Source organism: Thiofaba sp. EF100, from assembly GCF_039822285.1.
Taxonomy (GTDB): Bacteria; Pseudomonadota; Gammaproteobacteria; order Halothiobacillales; family Halothiobacillaceae; genus Thiofaba.
The window spans coordinates 129,029-146,394 of record NZ_JBAJEY010000005.1; the positions used below are offsets into that span (position 1 = coordinate 129,029).

The 17,366-nt window shown below is 67.6% G+C and carries 19 protein-coding genes; 13 read left to right on the plus strand and 6 right to left on the minus strand.

From position 1 onward, the window contains the following. Window positions 1-5: 5 nt before the first annotated feature. The 4 genes from V6D91_RS09610 to V6D91_RS09625 are packed head-to-tail and all read right to left on the minus strand — an operon-like array spanning window position 6 to window position 1,964. Window positions 6-515 (minus strand): metallophosphoesterase family protein, encoded by a 510-nt coding sequence (locus tag V6D91_RS09610; protein WP_347319954.1) that lies wholly within the window; start codon window positions 513-515, stop codon window positions 6-8. Further along, on the minus strand, window positions 512-739 hold the full coding sequence (locus V6D91_RS09615; protein WP_347319956.1) for a hypothetical protein: 228 nt from the start codon (window positions 737-739) through the stop codon (window positions 512-514). Before V6D91_RS09615 ends, V6D91_RS09610 begins: the two co-directional genes overlap by 4 nt. 3 nt (window positions 740-742) lie before the next feature. Continuing rightward, window positions 743-1,348 (minus strand): nitroreductase family protein, encoded by a 606-nt coding sequence (locus V6D91_RS09620; RefSeq protein ID WP_347319958.1) that lies wholly within the window; start codon window positions 1,346-1,348, stop codon window positions 743-745. After that, window positions 1,341-1,964 carry a DUF2238 domain-containing protein gene (locus V6D91_RS09625; protein WP_347319960.1) on the minus strand — a complete coding sequence of 208 codons (624 nt, stop codon included), beginning with the start codon at window positions 1,962-1,964 and terminating at the stop codon, window positions 1,341-1,343. The genes V6D91_RS09620 and V6D91_RS09625 overlap by 8 nt, the downstream gene beginning before the upstream one ends. Before the next feature lie 39 nt (window positions 1,965-2,003). Between V6D91_RS09625 and rlmJ the strand changes: the two genes are divergently transcribed. From rlmJ to V6D91_RS09655, 6 genes are all read left to right on the plus strand, one after another. Continuing rightward, window positions 2,004-2,846: a 23S rRNA (adenine(2030)-N(6))-methyltransferase RlmJ gene (gene rlmJ / locus V6D91_RS09630; RefSeq protein WP_347319962.1), complete on the plus strand. Its 843-nt coding sequence runs from the start codon at window positions 2,004-2,006 to the stop codon at window positions 2,844-2,846. A gap of 205 nt (window positions 2,847-3,051) precedes the next feature. Beyond that, window positions 3,052-5,913 (plus strand): bifunctional [glutamate--ammonia ligase]-adenylyl-L-tyrosine phosphorylase/[glutamate--ammonia-ligase] adenylyltransferase, encoded by a 2,862-nt coding sequence (gene glnE / locus V6D91_RS09635; RefSeq protein WP_347319963.1) that lies wholly within the window; start codon window positions 3,052-3,054, stop codon window positions 5,911-5,913. Window positions 5,914-6,133: 220 nt separating this feature from the next. Continuing rightward, window positions 6,134-7,060 (plus strand): branched-chain amino acid transaminase, encoded by a 927-nt coding sequence (locus tag V6D91_RS09640; protein WP_347320130.1) that lies wholly within the window; start codon window positions 6,134-6,136, stop codon window positions 7,058-7,060. A 19-nt stretch (window positions 7,061-7,079) separates the two neighbouring features. Then, entirely contained in the window at window positions 7,080-7,292 is a 213-nt protein-coding gene (locus V6D91_RS09645; RefSeq protein ID WP_347319965.1) for a zinc-finger domain-containing protein, read from the plus strand. 80 nt (window positions 7,293-7,372) lie between these two features. Next, window positions 7,373-7,549 (plus strand): hypothetical protein, encoded by a 177-nt coding sequence (locus tag V6D91_RS09650; protein ID WP_347319967.1) that lies wholly within the window; start codon window positions 7,373-7,375, stop codon window positions 7,547-7,549. A gap of 225 nt (window positions 7,550-7,774) precedes the next feature. Next, window positions 7,775-8,800: an RNA methyltransferase gene (locus tag V6D91_RS09655; protein WP_347319969.1), complete on the plus strand. Its 1,026-nt coding sequence runs from the start codon at window positions 7,775-7,777 to the stop codon at window positions 8,798-8,800. Between the two features lie 154 nt (window positions 8,801-8,954). Here the strand turns inward: V6D91_RS09655 and gmhB are convergent, their stop codons facing one another. Continuing rightward, window positions 8,955-9,512, minus strand: coding sequence for a D-glycero-beta-D-manno-heptose 1,7-bisphosphate 7-phosphatase (gmhB, locus tag V6D91_RS09660; RefSeq protein ID WP_347319971.1), 558 nt, complete (start codon window positions 9,510-9,512; stop codon window positions 8,955-8,957). Next, entirely contained in the window at window positions 9,509-10,081 is a 573-nt protein-coding gene (gene gmhA / locus V6D91_RS09665; protein ID WP_347319973.1) for a D-sedoheptulose 7-phosphate isomerase, read from the minus strand. The genes gmhB and gmhA overlap by 4 nt, the downstream gene beginning before the upstream one ends. 76 nt (window positions 10,082-10,157) lie before the next feature. Between gmhA and hldE the strand changes: the two genes are divergently transcribed. The 7 genes from hldE to V6D91_RS09700 are packed head-to-tail and all read left to right on the plus strand — an operon-like array spanning window position 10,158 to window position 17,363. Next, window positions 10,158-11,585: a bifunctional D-glycero-beta-D-manno-heptose-7-phosphate kinase/D-glycero-beta-D-manno-heptose 1-phosphate adenylyltransferase HldE gene (hldE, locus tag V6D91_RS09670; RefSeq protein WP_347319975.1), complete on the plus strand. Its 1,428-nt coding sequence runs from the start codon at window positions 10,158-10,160 to the stop codon at window positions 11,583-11,585. After that, the gene (rfaD, locus tag V6D91_RS09675) at window positions 11,582-12,526 is read left to right on the plus strand and encodes an ADP-glyceromanno-heptose 6-epimerase (protein WP_347319977.1); all 945 of its coding nucleotides are present in this window, start codon (window positions 11,582-11,584) and stop codon (window positions 12,524-12,526) included. Before hldE ends, rfaD begins: the two co-directional genes overlap by 4 nt. Next, the gene (waaF, locus tag V6D91_RS09680) at window positions 12,523-13,530 is read left to right on the plus strand and encodes a lipopolysaccharide heptosyltransferase II (protein ID WP_347319979.1); all 1,008 of its coding nucleotides are present in this window, start codon (window positions 12,523-12,525) and stop codon (window positions 13,528-13,530) included. The genes rfaD and waaF overlap by 4 nt, the downstream gene beginning before the upstream one ends. Next, the gene (locus V6D91_RS09685; protein WP_347319981.1) at window positions 13,530-14,786 is read left to right on the plus strand and encodes an O-antigen ligase family protein; all 1,257 of its coding nucleotides are present in this window, start codon (window positions 13,530-13,532) and stop codon (window positions 14,784-14,786) included. The genes waaF and V6D91_RS09685 overlap by 1 nt, the downstream gene beginning before the upstream one ends. Beyond that, on the plus strand, window positions 14,779-15,663 hold the full coding sequence (locus V6D91_RS09690) for a glycosyltransferase (protein ID WP_347319983.1): 885 nt from the start codon (window positions 14,779-14,781) through the stop codon (window positions 15,661-15,663). Before V6D91_RS09685 ends, V6D91_RS09690 begins: the two co-directional genes overlap by 8 nt. 6 nt (window positions 15,664-15,669) lie before the next feature. Then, window positions 15,670-16,410 carry a glycosyltransferase family 2 protein gene (locus tag V6D91_RS09695; protein WP_347319985.1) on the plus strand — a complete coding sequence of 247 codons (741 nt, stop codon included), beginning with the start codon at window positions 15,670-15,672 and terminating at the stop codon, window positions 16,408-16,410. Then, window positions 16,407-17,363: a glycosyltransferase family 2 protein gene (locus V6D91_RS09700; protein ID WP_347319987.1), complete on the plus strand. Its 957-nt coding sequence runs from the start codon at window positions 16,407-16,409 to the stop codon at window positions 17,361-17,363. The genes V6D91_RS09695 and V6D91_RS09700 overlap by 4 nt, the downstream gene beginning before the upstream one ends. Window positions 17,364-17,366: the final 3 nt, after the last annotated feature.

Genomic DNA, 17,366 nt, shown 5'->3' on the forward strand with positions numbered 1-17,366 from the left:
GGAAATTAGCCGCGAAAGGCGTGGATGTCCACGCTCCACTGATCCGCCCCGGCGTTCAGCACCAGACAGGAGGGGGCGCCGTAGGTGCGGATGCGCCCTGCTGCACCGGGGTTGAGCACCCAAGGCTGTGCCTCCTGGTCGATAACCAGCCGATGAGTGTGGCCATAGACCACGGCCCGGGCATAAGGATGGCGCTCGCGCAGACGCGCATGGCGCTGGGCGGCAGGCAGGACGCGATGGCCATGCTCGACCACGAGGATGCCGCCGGGCAGGTCGATCTCAACCTGCTCCGGCAGCTCACGCAACCAGCCCTCCGAGCCGCGCGGCCACTGCAAGGGGGTGTCGTTGTTACCGCGCACCGCAATCACCCGCCCACTCTTGGGCTGCAGCGCGGCCAGCACACGCGGCGTACCGATATCTCCCGCATGCACGACCAGATCGCAGCCGGCCACGATCTCGGCAATGCGCTCATCGAGCGTGCCGTGGGTATCCGCCACCAGCGCCACCCGGATCATCCCCGCCTCCTGCGCGCAAGCCCCGCCAGTGCCAGGAGCACAAGCACCACCAGCGCCGCCCGCACCCCGGCCCCGAGGCTCTCGCCACCAACCCAGCGCACCATCCACGCCTCGGACAGGAAAGCCTTGAGCAGACCGGCAAGCAACAGGCCCAGCAGCAGCCACGGCGCGGCATCGAGGGCCAGGCCCAGCGTGGCGCTGATGAAGGCGAGGAGCGGCTCCATCCTTTAGCGCACCGTCCAGGACTGGCCGAAGCAGCCGGCGAAGAAGGCGTCGCCCAATGGGCGGCGGCTGCGTGGGGCGACCTCATCCTCGTAACGGCGGCCCTCCAGCTGCTCCGCCCGCCCCGGGTAGCCGACGGCGATCATGGCCATCGGCTGATAGCGCTCCGGCACGTTGAAGGTGGCATGCACGGCCTGCACGTCGAAGCCGCCCATCTGGTGGGCGATGAGCCCCTGGTGCACCGCTTCGAGGCACAGGTTCTCGCTCGCCGCCCCCGTGTCGTAGGCGCCCCAGCGGTTGGGCTTGTCGTTGCGGGTGAACAGGGTATCGGCGAGGGCGACCAGCAGCACCGGCACGTCCTTGCACCAGGCCTGGTTGCCCGGATCCAGCACGCCGAACGCCCGCTGCCAGGCCACCTCGTCCCGCCCCCGGTCGCAGACGATGTAGCGCCAGGGCTCGTCCCCCCAGCAGGAGGGCGCCCAGCGCGCCGCTTCGAACAGGGCAGCCAGCTTCTCGGGCTCCACCGGGCGCAGCGGATCGAAGGCGCGAGGGCTCCAGCGCGCGGCGATTTCCGGAAGGACAGGCACGGATGTTTCGGCCAACTTATTCATGAGGCCCCCTTTCAAATTCACGAATCTGACGCCGGTGGATGCCGCCGAACACCACTTGGGCCAGCACGGCCCCGAGCAGCGCCAGCAGCATATCCCACTGCGTATCCCAGATATCCCCCTGCATGGCGAGGAAGTGTTCAGCCTCCGCACCGTAGGCCATCGCCGCGGACCACTCCATTAATTCATAGAAGGCGCTGAAGGCGAGTGCCACGCTCGCGGCGAGGAAGAACGACCAGCCGTTCTCCTTCACCACCTGCAGACGAATGAACAACTCACGTGCCAGCAGGGCCGGGGTGATCCCTTGGAGCACGTGACCGAGGCGGTCGTAGGGATTGCGGGAAAGATCGAAAACATCCTGCAGCCACAACCCCAGCGGAGTCAGCGCGTAGGTGTAATGCGCACCGACCAGGAGAAAGACCATGTGCAGGGCGATGATGCGGTTGAGCAACGGGCTGAGCGGGAAGGCGCGCACGGTGAAGAGCATCAGCGGCAGGCCGATCACGACCGGCAGCGCCTCAAGCCACCAGGTCAGGCGATCCGCGGGCTCGACCCAGGACCAGGCCATCACCCCGAGCACCAGGACCAGCAGGGCGACCAGCTCCCTTCTTGAAGTCATCGACGACATCCTTTTGTAACTTTCCTTTAGCATAGCGGCATGAACTACCGTCACGCCTTCCATGCCGGCAATTTCGCCGATGTCCACAAACACGTCACCCTGCTGGCCCTGATCGAGGCCCTGCAGCGTAAGGACACCCCTTGCGTGTTGCTCGAGACCCACGCCGGGGCCGGGATGTATGACCTTTGGGGCGGCGAGGCCCGTCGTACCGGCGAGTGGGGCGAGGGCATCGGTCGCATCTTCGCCGAAACCAAGGCGCCCGCCGTGGTGCGCGCCTACCTGCAACAGGTGCGCACGCTCAACCCCGATGGCAGGCTGCGCCTCTACCCCGGCTCGCCCGCGCTGGCAGCCGCCACCCTCCGGCCGCAGGATCGGCTGGTGCTGTGCGAACTCGAACCTTCCACCCACACCGCCCTGCGTGAGGCGCTGAAGGGGCGCAAGGGCATCGCCATCCACCCGCGCGACGGCTGGGAGGCGCTCAAGGCCCTGCTGCCCCCGCGCGAGGCCAAGCGCGGGCTGGTGCTGATCGACCCGCCGTTCGAGGCGGCCAACGAACTGACGCGGATGGCGGAGGCGCTGATCGCCGCCCATCAGCGCTGGCCGCAGGGCGTGCTGGCGGCCTGGTACCCGATCAAGGACCGTCCGCCGCTCGATCGTTTTTTGCGCAAGCTGCGCGCCGCCGGCCTGCCCGAGCTTTGGGTGAGCGAGCTGTGCATCCACCCGCCGCTCACGGGCACCAGGCTCAACGGCAGCGGCATGGTGATCGTCAACACGCCGTGGAAGCTCGAGGAGGCCCTGGGTGAGGCCACCGCCTGGCTGCACGACCACCTCGCCCAGACCCCGGATGCGCCCTGGCGGGTGGAGCGGCTTAACCCCGCCTGATGCCCATCACCCGGATATCGCCGCGGCACGCGGCTCCCACAGGCTGGATGCCCCCCATTCTCCCCTCCCCCTTGAGGGGGAGGGGGGAGAGGGTGAAACCCACGACGCGAGGATTCGGGCTCATGCGCTGACCCAGCCAAGCCCCCTTGGAGCCCACCCCCAAGCGGAGTAGCCTGAAATCATCACCCGCCTCTGGAGGAGTTTCATGCCCCCCCTACCCCCCGCCCTGCGCGAAGAAGTTCAGCGTGCCCTCGAACACCTGCACGAGGACGACCGCAGCGCCCTCGAGGCCCACGCGCAGGCCGCCGAGGCCCTCCCGCGCGTGCTGGCCGCGAGCCCGTTCGTGGCCGAGTCCCTCGCCCGCCAGCCAGGGCTGTTGCAGGACCTGCTCGAGCAAGGCGATCTGTTCGCCCCCTATGCCGACACGGCCCTCCCGGAACGGCTGCGCGCCGGACTGGAAGAGGTCGGGGACGAGACGGATCTGTTGCGTGTCCTGCGCCGGTTCCGCCGCCGCGAGATGGTGCGCATCGCCTGGCGCGACCTGGCCGGCTGGGCGGAAACGAGCGAGACCCTGCGCGAGCTGACCTGGCTGGCCGAGACCTGCGTTGCGGGCGCGCTCGACTGGTGGGATGCGGAGCTTTCGCGCCGCCACGGCACCCCGCGCGATGCACAGGGGCAGGCGTTCGGCCTCGTCGTGCTCGGCATGGGCAAGCTTGGCGGGCATGAGCTCAACTTCTCCTCCGACATCGACCTGATCTTCGCCTTCGAGGAAGACGGCGAGACCGACGGCCCGAAGCCTTTGGAGAACAGCGAATACTTCACCCGCCTGGGCCAGCGCCTGATCCGCGCCATCAACCAGCTCACCGAGGATGGCTTCGTGTTCCGCGTGGACATGCGTCTGCGCCCCTGGGGCGATGAGGGCCCGCTGGTCATGACCTTCGACCAGATGGAAACCTACTACACCCTGCACGGGCGGGAGTGGGAACGCTACGCCATGATCAAGGCCCGTCCCATCGCGGGCGATCTTGCGGCCGGCGAGCGGCTGATGCGCCAGCTCCACCCCTTCGTCTACCGCCGCTACCTCGACTACGGCGCCTTCGGCCAGCTGCGCGAGATGAAGGCGATGATCGAGCGCGAGATGGCGAAGAAGGGCATGGTGGACAACGTCAAGCTCGGTCCCGGCGGCATCCGCGAGGTGGAGTTCATCGGCCAGGTGTTCCAGCTTTTGCGCGGCGGACGGGAAAAGCCGCTGCAGCAGCGCGGTATCCTGCCCATCCTGCGCGTGCTGGGTGAAGATGAGATCCTGAGCGCGGAGGAGGTCGAGCAGCTCATCCACGGCTACGACGTGCTGCGCCGGGTGGAGAACCGCCTGCAGGCCGCGCGTGACCAGCAGACCCAGCTCCTGCCCGAAGAAGCGCACGAACGCCTGCGCCTGGCCTTCGCCATGGGCTATGCGAGCTGGGATGAGTTCATCGCCGCCTTCAACCACGTCCGCGCCCAGGTGCACCGCATCTTCCGCCGCGTGTTCCGCGTGCTGGAGGCCGACCAGGGCGAGGAGCGCAACCTGCTGGCCGAGGTGTGCAGTGGCCTCGTGACCGGCGAGGCGGCCACGGCGGCCTTGTGCGCCGAGGGGTTCGCCACGGCCGACGCCCCGCGTGTGAACGAGCTCTTGCACACCTTCCTGAGCGAGCGTCTCCTGCGCACCCTCAGCGACACCGCGCGCGAGCGCCTGTTTGGGCTCCTGCCGCGGCTGCTCGCACGCCTGGCCAACGAACCGCGCGCGGTCGAGATCCTGCCGCGGGTCTTCGAACTCCTGACCCGCATCGGCGGGCGCAGCGTCTACCTCGCCCTGCTGCTGGAAAACCCACCCGCGCTCGACCAGCTGGTCCGCCTCACCGCCGCCAGTCCCTGGATCGCCGAGCAGCTCACCCGCCACCCCATCCTGCTCGATGAGCTCCTGGATGCGCGCAGCCTGTACGCCCCGCCGGGACCGGCGGAGTTGCGCGAGGAGCTTTCCGCCATGCTCGCCAACGTGCCCGAGGGCGACATGGAACGGCAGATGGACGAGCTGCGCCGCTTCAAGCAGATCAACGTCCTGCGCGTGGCCGCGGCGGACATCATGGACGTGCTGCCGGTGATGAAGGTCAGCGACCATCTCACCTGGATCGCCGAGGCCCTGCTCGACGAAGTCCACCGCGAGGCCAAGGCCGAGTTCGTCGCCCGCCACGGCACCCCACGCTGCCAGCTCGACGGCCTCACCCACACGCCGGGATTGGCCGTGATCGGCTACGGCAAGCTCGGCGGGATCGAGCTCGGCTACGGCTCCGACCTCGACCTCGTGTTCCTGCACGACTCCATGGGCGAGCAGCAGGAAACCGACGGCGAGCGGCCGCTGGACAACGCCCAGTTCTTCGCCCGCCTCACCCAGAAGATGATCCTGCGCCTGACCACCCAGACGCCGGGGGGCCTCCTCTATGAGGTGGACACCCGCCTAAGGCCCGACGGTGCCGCAGGGCTTTTGGTCTCCAGCCTCACCGCCTTCGAAGACTACCAGCGCGAGCATGCCTGGACCTGGGAGCACCAGGCGCTGTGCCGTGCGCGCTGGGTGGCGGGCGAGGCGCGCCTCAAGGGCGCCTTCGAGGCGGTGCGCGAGGCCATCCTTCGCCTGCCGCGCGACACCGAGAAGCTCCGCCGCGAGGTGGTGGAGATGCGCGAGAAGATGCGCGCCGAGCTCGACCAGAAAGACCCGGCGAAATTCCATCTCAAGACCGGCCCGGGCGGGCTGACCGACATCGAATTCATCGTCCAGTACCACCTGCTGGCCCATGCCCATGCGCACCCGCAGATCGTGCGCTTCAGCGACAACATCCGCCAGCTCGAGGACCTGGCCGCCGCCGGCCTCCTCACCGCAGAGGAGAGCACAAGCCTTGCCGAGATCTACCGCCGCCTGCGCGACCGCGGCCACCGCCTGGTGCTGGAAGGGCGCAAGACCCTTGTGGACGCCAGCGAGTTTGCCGAGGAGCGCGCCTATGTGCGCGAGGTGTGGGCGAGGCGGATGCTGGCCTGACCACCCACCGCACCGCGTCGCAATTGCACACCGGGGACGATCGGCCCGCGGGCGGGCCTCCTACCAGATAGCCCGTAGGAGCGACGCCCTCGTCGCGACCAGGCGCCAGGGTATCGGTCCGGGAGGCTGCCCACGGCAGCCCACCTTCAGCCCTCCCCCCATCCGTGCCATAATCCTGCGATCTTCTCGCAGCGCATTCTTCAGGAGTTTTTCGATGGCAATGCCCACCATGGCCGACCGTGACGGCCTGATCTGGTACGACGGCCAGCTGGTCGACTGGCGTGAAGCCAAGACCCATGTCCTCACTCACACCCTGCACTACGGCATGGGCGTGTTCGAGGGCGTGCGCGCCTACAAGACCGACAAGGGCACCGCCATCTTCCGCCTGCAGGAGCATACCAAGCGCCTGCTCAACTCCGCCAAGATCCTGCGCATGGACGTGCCCTGGAGTGCCTCCGAGCTCAACGAGGCCCAGCGCGCGGTGGTTCGGGAGAACAAGCTCGAATCCGCCTACATCCGCCCCATGTGCTTCTACGGCCCGGAAGGCATGGGCCTGCGCGCCGACAACCTCAAGGTGCACTGCATCGTCGCCGCCTGGACCTGGGGCAGCTACCTCGGCGCCGAGGGCATGGAGCGCGGCATCCGGGTGAAGACCTCCTCCTTCACCCGCCACCACGTCAACATCACCATGTGCAAGGCCAAGGCCAACGGCAACTACATGAACTCCATGCTGGCCCTGCGCGAGGCGCTGCAGGACGGCTATGACGAGGCCATGCTGCTGGACGCCGAGGGCTACGTGGCCGAGGGCTCGGGCGAGAACATCTTCATCGTCCGCGACGGCGTGCTCTACACCCCTGATCTGACCTCCGCGCTGGACGGCATCACCCGCAAGACCATCCTGCAACTGGCCGACGAACTGGGCCTGAAGGTGGTGGAAAAGCGCATCACCCGCGATGAGGTCTATGTCGCCGACGAGGCCTTCTTCACCGGCACCGCGGCCGAGGTGACCCCGATCCGCGAGGTGGACAACCGCCCGATCGGCAGCGGCTCCCGCGGCCCGATCACCGAGCGCCTGCAGGCCCTCTACTTCGACGTCGTGCATGGCCGCCATCCCAAGCACCTGGGCTGGCTGACCCCTGTGGCCTGATCCTTTTGGGAGTGTAGGCATGAACCCGGACACCGCATCCCACCCGCAGGACTTCAAGACCCCGAACACCGCCAAGGCGGTGAAGGTCACCCGCAAGGATTTGCCGGTGCACTGCCCGCGCGAGGGCGAGAGCCTGTGGAACTCCCACCCGCGGGTGTACATCCCGGTCGAGGAAAACGGCGGCCGCGCCATCTGCATCTACTGCGGCACGGTGTACGAGCTGGTGGACTGACCCTTGTTCGCGGCGAGGGCGCCGCTCCTACACCCTACTGGTAGGAGGCCCTCCCCGGGCCGATGCCCACGAGGCCACGCATGCAACTTCTGCTCGACCACCCGCTCTGGATCGTCGTCATCGTGGTGACGATCCTGTTGCACGTCGCCTTTTTCTTCGGCATCCGCCATGTGCTGCGCAAGGCCGCCAAGGACGGGGATACGCAGCAGAGCCATCAAGATGCGGCACCATCCCTCCCCCCTCGGGGGGAGGGCTAGGGAGAGGGGGAAACGAGCGGACCGCGGGGTATCGCGGCGATACGCCGCTCCCACCACCTGCTCCCCTCCCCCTCGAGGGGGAGGGGCCGGGGGAGAGGGTGAAACCCAGTGCACCTGGAAGCGCCCCCAACCCTCCCACGAAAGACATGCCCATGCCGTGGGAGCCGCGTGCCGCGGCGCCCCCCCTTCAGCTCTTGCACGACCAACGAGCCAGACCGCGCCCCCATGACCCCCATGCGCATCGCCCACCTCCACCAACGCCTGCGTGAGCTCGGCGCCCGCCCCGGCCACCAGCAGCGCGTCCTGCAGTCCTGGGCCCAGCAGCGCCCGTTGGATCGGCGCCACAGCAAGGCCGAGGACTTCCTGCCCCTCGCCCTACGCCAGGCCCTGCCTGCCCTCTGGGTCGAACTCGACGGCCTGGCACGCCTGGTCTCCCGCCACCCCGCCGAGGATGGCGCCGAGCGGCTGCTGGTTCAGCTTGCGGATGGGCAGACGGTGGAAACCGTGCTCCTGCCGCGCGAGGGGCTCTGCGTCTCCACCCAGGTCGGCTGCGCGGTCGGCTGCACCTTCTGCATGACCGGGCGCGAGGGGCTGCTGCGCCAGCTGGGCAGTGCCGAGATCGTCGCCCAGGTGGCGCTGGCGCGGCGCATCAGGCCGGTGAGAAAGGTGGTGTTCATGGGCATGGGGGAACCCGCGCACAACCTCGACAACGTGCTCGAGGCCATCGAGCTGCTCGGCACCCACGGCGGCATCGGCCACAAGAACCTGGTGTTCTCCACCGTGGGCGATGAGCGCGTGTTCGCACGCCTGCCGCAGGGAGTGGTCAAGCCGGCGCTGGCGCTCTCCCTGCACAGCACCCGCCCCGAGCTGCGCGCGAGGCTCCTGCCCAAGGCGCCACGCCTCGCCCCCGAGGCGCTGGTGGCGATGGGCGAGACCTATGCCCAGGCCGTCGGCCATCCCATCCTGTATCAATGGACGGTGCTGGCCGGCATCAACGACGGTGAAGAAGAAATCGAGGGCATCGTCCGCCTGCTCAAGGGCAAGCGCGCCCTGATCAACCTGATCCCCTACAACACCACGGAGGGCCTGCCCTACCAGCGCCCCAGTCCCGAGCGCCTCACCACCATGGCCCATGCCCTGCATGCGCGCGGCATCTACGTCACCGTGCGTCACTCCGCCGGGCAGAGCGTGGACGGCGGCTGCGGGCAGCTGCGGGCGCGGGTGATGCAGCACATCCCGCGCGTTGTGTAGGAGGCCCGCCCCGGGCCGATCTTTCAAACGCACCCTCTCGGCAGAGCGGCCCAAGGCTTGGAGAGCTCCCCGCGGGCTGCAGGCCCCTCGCCCTGTCGCGCCGAGGGCGGCGCTCCTACAAGGGGGGGCGTAGGAGGCCCGCCCCCGGGCCGATTCACCCAGCCGCCTGCGCCAGCAGGGCCTCCACCGCCTGCGCCAGGTCATCGAACACCGGCGTATCCGCAGGCAAGCCCCCCTTGGCCAGGGTGCGCTCGCCCTTGCCAGTGCGCACCAACATCGGCCGCGCCCCCGCCGCGACGGCAGCCTCCAGGTCGCGCAGGCTGTCGCCAATCACTGGCACCCCGAAGAGGCTGCAGCCAAAATGCTCCGCGATTTCCTCATACATGCCGGGCAAGGGCTTGCGGCAGCGGCAGCTCGACCCCGGTCCGTGCGGGCAGAAGGTGATGTAATCGACCGCCACACCCTGCTCCGCCAGCAGGGCGGCCAGCTTGTCGTGCATGGCCTGCAGGGTGACCTCATCGAACAGACCGCGGGCGATGCCGGACTGATTGGTGGCTATACCGACCGTCCAGCCCGCCTGCTTGAGGCGCGCGATGGCCTCGATGCTGCCAGGCAGCGGCACCCACTCCTCGGGAGATTTGATGAATGCATCCGAGTCCTCGTTGATCACCCCGTCGCGGTCGAGGATGACCAGCTTGATGCCGTGGTTCATGCCCGATCCTCCCGGAAGGCCTCGTCGATCATCGCGCACCAGATGTGGCCAATCAGGATGTGGCACTCCTGAATCCGCGGGGTGTCATCAGAGGGCACGATCAGAGCGTGATCGACCAGATCCTTGAGCGCCCCACCGCTGCCGCCGAGCAGGCCGATGGTGGTCACCCCCAGTTCGCGCGCCACCCTCACCGCCTCAATCACGTTGCGGCTGTTGCCCGAGGTGGAGATGCCGATCAGCATGTCCCCCTCGCGCGCCAGCGCCTCCACCTGGCGGGCAAAGACCTGCTCGAAACCAAAGTCGTTGCCGATCGAGGTGAGCGCCGAGGTGTCGGTGGTCAGCGCGATGGCCGGCAGGCCGCGGCGGGCATGGGCAAAGCGCCCCACCAGCTCCGCCGCGATGTGTTGCGCATCCGCCGCGCTGCCACCGTTGCCGCAGAGCAGGATCTTGCCGCCTGAGCGCAAGGCGGCAAGCAACCGCTGGCCGATGGCGTCCATGCTCGGCGCAAGCCCGCGCAGCGCGCTCACGGCCTGAAGATGATGGTCGATCTGTTGGATGATGAAGGACACGGGCGCACCCTACGGAAGCAAATTCACTTAGAATGCCGGGCAGCTTAATGCAGAACCGCCCGTACGACACCCCATCATGCTCCTCGACCTGCCCGATTTCAGCCGAGCCCATGTGCTCGTGGCCGGCGACGTCATGCTCGACCGCTACTGGCATGGCGCCACCTCGCGCATCTCGCCCGAGGCCCCCGTGCCGGTGGTCAAGGTGGAGGGCGACGAGCTGCGCGTCGGCGGGGCGGGCAACGTCGCCCTGAACGTCACCGCACTGGGCGCCGGTGCAACCCTGGCGGCCCTGGTGGGCCACGATCCCGAGGCAGCCACCCTGCGCGAACGGCTGGAGACGGGCCGGGTCGCCTGCCGCCTGCTGGCCGCGCCCGGCAGTCGCACCATCACCAAGCTGCGCATCATCAGCCGCCACCAGCAGCTCATCCGCCTCGACTTCGAGGACGGCTTCCCCGCCGCATCCGCCGCTGCCATGCCGGAGGCGGTGCAGGGCGCACTGGCGGGCGCGGGGGCGCTGGTGCTCTCCGACTACGCCAAGGGTGCGCTCAAGCATGCGCAGGCGATGATCCAGGCCGCGCGCGCGGCCGGGGTGCCGGTGGTGGTCGACCCCAAGGGCACGGATTTCGAACGCTACCGCGGCGCGACCGTGCTCACCCCCAATCTGGCTGAATTCGAGGCCGTGGCCGGCCCCTGCATGGATGAGGCCACCCTAGTCTCACGCGGCGAGGCGCTGCGCGATCAGCTCGACCTGACCGCCCTGCTCATCACCCGCAGCGAGCGCGGCATGACCCTGCTGGTCGCCGGCCAACCCGCCCTGCACCTGCCCGCCCGCGCCCGCGAGGTATTCGATGTAACCGGTGCGGGCGACACCGTGGTCGCCGTGCTGGCGGCGGGACTTGCCGCCGGCATGCGCCTGCCCGAGGCCACCGCGCTGGCCAACCTCGCCGCGGGGGTGGTGGTCGGCAAGCTCGGCACGGCCACCGTATCACTCGACGAGCTGGCCGAGGCCATGCAGGGGCACACCCCGCTACCGACCGGGGTGATGGACGAGGAGCGCCTGCTGGAGGTCCTCGCCCGGGCGCGGGCGGCGGGCGAGCGCATCGTCATGACCAACGGTTGCTTCGACATCCTCCACCCCGGCCACATCACCTACCTGCACCAGGCCCGCGCGCTCGGCGATCGCCTGATCGTGGCGGTCAACGACGACGACTCCGTACGCCGGCTCAAGGGTCCCTCGCGCCCGGTCAACGGGCTTGAGACGCGCATGCTGATGCTGGCGGCGCTGTCCTCCGTGGACTGGGTGGTGCCCTTCAGCGAGGACACCCCCGAGCGCCTGATCTGCCGGCTCAAACCCGATGTGCTGGTCAAGGGCGGCGACTACCGGCCCGAGGACATCGCGGGGGGCCCATGCGTCATCGACCACGGTGGTGAGGTGAAGGTTTTGGGGTTTGTCGAAGGCCATTCCACCTCGGGACTCATCGCCCGTATCCAGGAGACTCCATGATCATCGTCACCGGCGGCGCCGGCTTTATCGGCAGCAACATCGTGCAGGGGCTCAACGCCCGTGGCATCACCGACATCCTGGTGGTGGACGACCTCAAGGATGGGCGCAAATGCGTCAATCTGGCCGATGCAAACTTCCGCGACTATCTGGACAAGGACGACTTCCTCGCCCTGATCCAGCAGGGGCACGACTTCGGCCCGATCGAGGCCGTGCTGCACCAGGGCGCCTGCTCCACCACCACCGAGTGGGACGGGCGCTTCATGATGGCCACCAACTACGACTACTCCAAGGCCCTGCTGCACTGGTGTCTCAAACACCGCATCCCCTTCCTCTATGCCTCCTCGGCCTCCGTCTACGGCGCGGGGCCGGTGTTCACGGAAGGGCGCGAGCATGAACGCCCGCTGAACGTGTACGCCTTCTCCAAGTTCCAGTTCGACCAGTACGTGCGCGCGCTGGGGCCGCTGCACAGCCCGGTGGTGGGGCTGCGCTATTTCAACGTCTACGGCCCGCGCGAGCAGCACAAGGGCGGCATGGCCAGCGTCGCCTTCCATTTCCACCGCCAGCTTTTGGAGAGCGGCAAGGTCCGCCTGTTCGAGGGCTCGGACGGCTTTGGGCCAGGCGAGCAGCGGCGCGACTTCATCCATGTGGACGATGTCGTGGCCGTCAACCTGTGGCTGATGGACCACCCCGAGGTCCGCGGCATCTTCAACCTCGGCACGGGCCGGGCGCAGAGCTTCAACGACGTCGCCCGCGCCGTCATCGCCTTCCATGGTCGCGGCGAGATCGAATACATCCCCTTCCCTGACCATTTGAAGGGCGCCTACCAGAGCTTCACCCAGGCCGACATGCGCGCCCTGCGCGCCGCGGGTTACGCGGCGCCCTTCCTCAGCGTGGAAGAAGGCGTGCCGCGCTACCTCGCCTGGCTGAGCCAGCAAGGATGAATGCACCGCGCATCCTGATTGTCGGCCCTGCGTGGGTGGGCGACATGGTCATGGCCCACAGCCTGGTCCAGACCCTGCTGCAACGCCATCCCGGCGCAGTGGTCGACGTGCTGGCCCCCGGCTGGTCACTGCCTCTCCTGGCCCGCATGCCCGGGGTGCATGAGGGTATCGAAATGCCCCTCGGCCACGGGAAGTTTGGCCTTGCCACCCGCTGGCGACTGGGGCGCCGCCTGCGCGGCCGCTACGATCAGGCCATCATCCTGCCGGGATCGCTGAAGTCCGCCCTCGTGCCTTTCTTCGCCGGCATCCCTCAGCGCACCGGCTTTCGCGGCGAACACCGCTATGGCCTGATCAACGACATGCGCCCCCTGGACAAGGCCCGCCTGCCCATGACCGTGCAGCGCTTCACGGCCCTGGGTCTGCCTGCGCATGCCGCCATGCCGCCCCCCTATCTACGGCCGCGCCTGACGGTGGACCCTGCGAACCAGGCGCGCCTGCTGCGTGAACTTTCGCTGGATACCGCCCTGCCGGTGATCGCCCTGATGCCGGGGGCCGAATACGGCCCGGCCAAGCAATGGCCCTTGGCGCATTTTGCCGAACTGGCGCGCCGCCTGATCGAATCCGGGCGGCAAGTCTGGATCCTGGGCTCCGCCAAGGACCGCGCGGCAGGCGAGGCCATCACCAGCCAAGCGGGGGCAGGCGTGCGCAACCTCTGCGGGCAGACCCGCCTTGAGGATGCGGTCGACCTGCTCGCCCTGGCCCAGGCGGCGGTGACCAACGACTCCGGCCTCATGCACGTCGCGGCCGCCTTGGATGTCCCCACCGTCGCCCTGTTTGGCTCCTCCTCCCCTGCCCACACCCCCCCGCTCTCCGAGCGCGCGAAGGTGCTGTATCTGGGACTGGATTGCTCGCCGTGCTTCAAGCGTGTTTGTCCGCTGGGGCATACGCGGTGTCTCTCCGAGATCCACCCCAGCCAGGTCATGGACGTCCTGCAAGTCCTCTGATGCAAGTCGCCATCCAGCAAGGACTGGCCCGGTACGGGGCCGCAGCGTCCATCGTCGCATTCTTCGCCCTGTTGCTGGTGACACGGCATACCTACAATGTAGGACCGATCTTCCTACTGCTCGCCAGCGCAGGTCTCTGGCTGTCCGGCAGGCGCGCATCCCTCCCCACCCTCGCCTGGCCGCTGCTCGTTGCCTTTGCCGGGTATGTCCTGGTCATCGGGCTATCCACGGCAGCGACCGGGGAGAAGCTGGCCACCCTCGACAATCCCAGTCGCCTGATCTTGTTGCTGATGGTGCTCTGGGGCCTGTGGCGCTGGCCGTTCCGGCTCGAGGCCGTCTGGCTGGGGGCAAGTCTCGGCGCCCTCGGCGGGCTTGGCATCGCCCTTTACCAGCGCTTTATCCTGGAGATGCCCCGTGCTGAAGGCTTCCAGCACCCGATCATGTTCGGCGATGTCGCCATGCTCCTGGGCCTTTTGGCCCTGGTGGGACTGGCCCATGCCCTGCACACCAGGCGCCCGCGCTGGATGCTGGTCCTCTACCTTGCCGCCTCCCTGGCCGGCCTGGTCACTTCTCTACTCTCGGGCACGCGAGGGGGATGGGTCGGGCTGCCCGTGATCCTATTCGCACTCTATCGCTACTACGCCCCCGTCCTTCCCCGCCGCCTGTGGCTTGGGAGCCTGATCGGCTTTGCGCTGATGGGGCTTATGGCCTACACCATCCCGGCCACGGGGGTCGCTGATCGCATCCATCAGGCCATGCACGAGGTCAAAACCTTCCATCAGGACACGGGGGCCGAAAGCTCCGTGGGCGCACGTCTGGAACTGTGGCGTGCCGGGGCCATGCTGGTCGATGATGCAGGCTTGCTTGGCCTGAGCGAGGCGCAGGTCCATGACCGACTGCGCGCCTTGGTGGATCAGGGCACGGTTCGCGCCCCCGTGCTGGAGCAGGCCCATTTCCACAACGAGATCATCGAACACTGGATTCGACACGGCCTGCTCGGCCTTCTGGCCCTGCTTGCGCTCTACCTCCTGCCCTTGCGCACCTTCATGCGCCTGGCCAAGGCCCACGCCCCGGAGCTCAAGGCCGCCGCCGTAGCTGGCGTGGTGAGCCTCACCGCGATCATCGATTTCGGCCTGACGCAGAAGTTTTTCGGCCATCAGATCGGTATCATGGCCTTCGGCTTCACCGTCACGGTTTTGTGGGCGGCCATGCTTCAAGCCCATGCAGCCCATGAAGGCACACCCTCCCATGTTTAGCATCCTGATCCCGACCTGGAACAATCTCGCCTGCCTGAAGCTCTGCATCGACAGCCTCCGGCGGCATTCAGCCCATGCGCATGAGATCCTGATCCACGTCAATGAGGGTTCGGATGGCACCCTGGATTGGCTGAGAAGCGAAGGGATCGACTTCTCGCACTCGTCAGGCAATATCGGCATCTGCCTTGCCGTCAACCACCTTGCAAGCCGCGCCTCCCGTGACTGGCTGGTTTACATGAACGACGACATGGTGGTCGCACCAGGCTGGGATACGGCCCTGCTCGAGACCATCGAACGCCACGACTCCGATCTGATTTATCTCTCCTCGACCCTGATCGAACCCTACCCCTCCACCTCCCCCGCCATCCAAACCCTGGACTGCGGTGCCCATTCAACCGCCTTCGACGAGCCCCGTTTCCTGAGCCATTGTGCACGGACAAACTACCCCAACCATGAAGGGGCAGCCTCCCAACCCTCCCTCTTCAGCCGCCGCTGGTTTCACATGCTCGGCGGCTACAGTCTGGAGTTCAGCCCGGGCATGGCCTCCGACGACGACTTTCTGATGAAGCTTTGGGTGGCAGGCTGTCGCACCTTCGAGGTTGTGGGCGGCAGCAAGGTCTACCATTTCTCCCGCCAGAGCACGGGCCGGATCAAAAACAGCAAGGGCGGCCGCACCTTTGCCATGAAGTGGGGGATCACCCTGGATGAGTTCAAACGCGACTATCTTGCCCGCGCGCATGTGTTGCAAGACAACGGCTTCCCTCACGCCAGCCTGAAAGGACGCCTGCGCCGTGCAGGCTATGGCCTGTTCAACGACTATCCGCTCGCCGATATCGAGGCCTGGTCGGCCCATCCCGCGGCACGCTTTCCCCGTTAGCCGACCATGCCGACCCTCTCCGTCATCCTCATCACCCTCAATGAGGCCGAGCGCCTGGCCACGACGCTGGAGGCCATCGCGTGGGCGGATGAGATCGTGGTGGTGGATGCAGGAAGCACCGATGGCACGGTCGAGATCGCACGTCGTTTCACCGACAAGGTGGTGGTCACCGACGACTGGCCGGGGTTCGGGCCGCAGAAGAACCGCGCCTTGGATCTGGCGACCGGGGAATGGGTGTTGTCCATCGATGCCGACGAGCGGGTGACGCCCGAGCTTGCCGCGGAGATTCGCGCCACCCTCGCTTCACCTCGCTTCGCGGTCTACGCCATCCCAAGGCTGTCGAGCTTTCTCGGTCGCCCCTTGAGACATGGCGGTTGGTGGCCGGATCACGTCGCCCGGCTATTTCGCCGCGGCGAGGCCCGTTTCTCCGAAGATGCGGTGCATGAACGGCTCGTCTTCACGCCCCCCTTGGGCTACCTGCGCCAGCCGCTGCAGCACGAGAGCATCCGTGACCTCGATCAGATGATCGAGAAGATGAACCGCTACACCCGCGCCGGGGCCGAGCGGCTCGAACGGGCCGGCAAACGCAGCAGCCTCAAGGGTGCCATAGGCCGAGGGCTGTGGGCCTTCATCCGCATCTACCTGCTCAAGCGCGGATTCCTGGATGGCCGCGAAGGACTCATCATGGCCATCGCCAGCGCCGAGAGCGCGTATTACAAGCACCTCAAGCGGCTCTACCGACCATGAATGCAGCCCAGCGCTTCACGGTCATCGTGGTCAATTACAACGGTGGGGCGATGCTGACCGCATGCGCGCGCTCGCTGATCGCCGCGGGACTGCCGGCCGAGCAGCTGGTGGTCATCGACAACGGCAGCAAGGATGATTCGATCGAGCGGCTGGTGGCGAGCACACCTTCCTGTCACGTGGAGCGCATGGGCTGCAATGCGGGCTTTGCCCGCGCGGTCAACCGTGGACTTGGGCAGGTGACCACCGAATTCGCCCTGCTGTTCAACAACGACGCGAGGCTGGAGCCTGGCGCCTTCGAGGCCCTGGCCGCCGCCTTCGACACCCTGCCCCGTGCCGCCTTCGTCGGAGGACGACTCATCCACGAGGATGGCCGCCTGCAGAACGCCGTCGCTCCCCTGCCCACGCTCCTGGCCGAGGTCGTACCCAAGGGGCTGTTGCGCCGTCTCGCCCCGACCCGCTACACGGGGCGACCGCGTGGCGAGGCACCGCTGGAGGTCGAGAGCCTGATCGGAGCCCTGTTCGCCGTGCGCATGACCGCTGTGCAGGATTTCGGCCCCTTGGATGAGGACTTTTTCTTCTTTCTGGAAGAAACCGAATGGTGCCACCGGGCACGTCGGCATGGCTGGCAGGTCTGGCATGTGCCGAAGGCGCGTGCGGTGCACGTCCAGGGCGCCACGGCCAAGCGTTACCATGCGGCCGCGCGCATCGAATTTCAGCGCTCCAAACTGCTCTACTTTGCCAAGACCCAACCCAAGGCTTATCCCCTGGCCCTGACCCTGCTCTTTCTCAAGGCCGCCAGCAACGCGCTCGCGCACCTCATGCTCCTGGCTGTGGGGGGCTTTCTCAGCCCAAGGCGGCGTGCCCGCGCCGCCGTGTATGGTCGCGTCCTTGCGTGGTATCTTGCCGGGCGGCCGGAGGACGTCGGCCTGCCTGACAAATGCCCCAAGGGGTAACCC